Below are 913 nucleotides of genomic sequence, written 5' to 3'. Positions count from 1 at the left end.
AGAGTGTTCGATGCGGCGGTGGACCAGAAGTCGGAGCCGTTCGACTCGTCCACCGAAGCGGCGACGAAGTGCCCGGCCAAACGTTTCGCCCCGGCTAGGTCGCGGGCGTCGGCCAGGATGTCCCACCACATCTCGCGCGGGTGGTGGGCGATCTGCTGCGGGTCGAGCGTCCAGATCGTGCCGACCTGGGCGCGTGCGTCCACCGTCGCGGTGAAGGCATCGTTCGCCGCCTTGTTCGAGGTCAGCAGCACCGGGCCGGGAGCGGCGAGGATCGCGGGGATCGCCAGCCCGGACGTCTTGCCGGAGCGCGGGGCCATGACCGCGACGATCACGTCCTCCCAGGAGGCGCGGACCTCGGCCCGGCCCGGGGAGAGCGTGCCGACGAGGATGCCGCGGTCGGAGGGAGCGACCTCTTTCGGTTTGAGATCGGACAGGCTCGGCCGCAGGCTCTTCGCCTTTGCGGTGATCTCCTTGTCCAGCAGCGGGGCGAGATCTTGTTTGCGGGCGAGGCCGTTCTTCGCGCCGCCGCGCAGCCGTAGCCACAGGACCAGGCCGGTGATGGTGAGGCAGACGGAGAGCAGGCCGGGGACGAGCCGCGCGCCGACCAGCAGGGCGGTGGGGCTCAGGTGCGGCCACAGCACGTCGGGGTGCAGCAGCGCGTCGGTGGCCTTGAACGGCGGCCAGGGGCCAGCGCCGACGAGGGAGTTGGTGAGGTTGCCGGTCAGCCAGGCGAGGGAGCCGAAGGCGATAGTGGCGCCGAGGACGCCGAACAGGAGGTAGAGGAGCGCGTCGGACCCGGTGGTGGTCGAGGGCGCGCTGGTACGCGGGGCGGGCATGGCGGATCCAAGGAGGGAGAGCGGACAAGGCGGGGCGGGGCGCGCGGCGCTCTTCTGCTGGTCATCGGGGCAGCTCC

At 71.5% G+C, this 913-nt stretch carries 1 pseudogene; it reads right to left on the bottom strand.

Annotated elements, in window-relative coordinates:
- Positions 1-836 (bottom strand): annotated as a pseudogene (locus tag RB628_RS40915) (hypothetical protein); the annotation flags it as partial.
- Positions 837-913: the final 77 nt, after the last annotated feature.

Origin of the sequence: Streptomyces sp. ADMS, from assembly GCF_033441795.1 — a bacterium.
Lineage (GTDB): Bacteria > Actinomycetota > Actinomycetes > Streptomycetales > Streptomycetaceae > Streptomyces.
The sequence above is the reverse complement of the archived record's forward strand: the minus strand, read 5'-3'. Positions and strand labels throughout refer to the sequence as shown.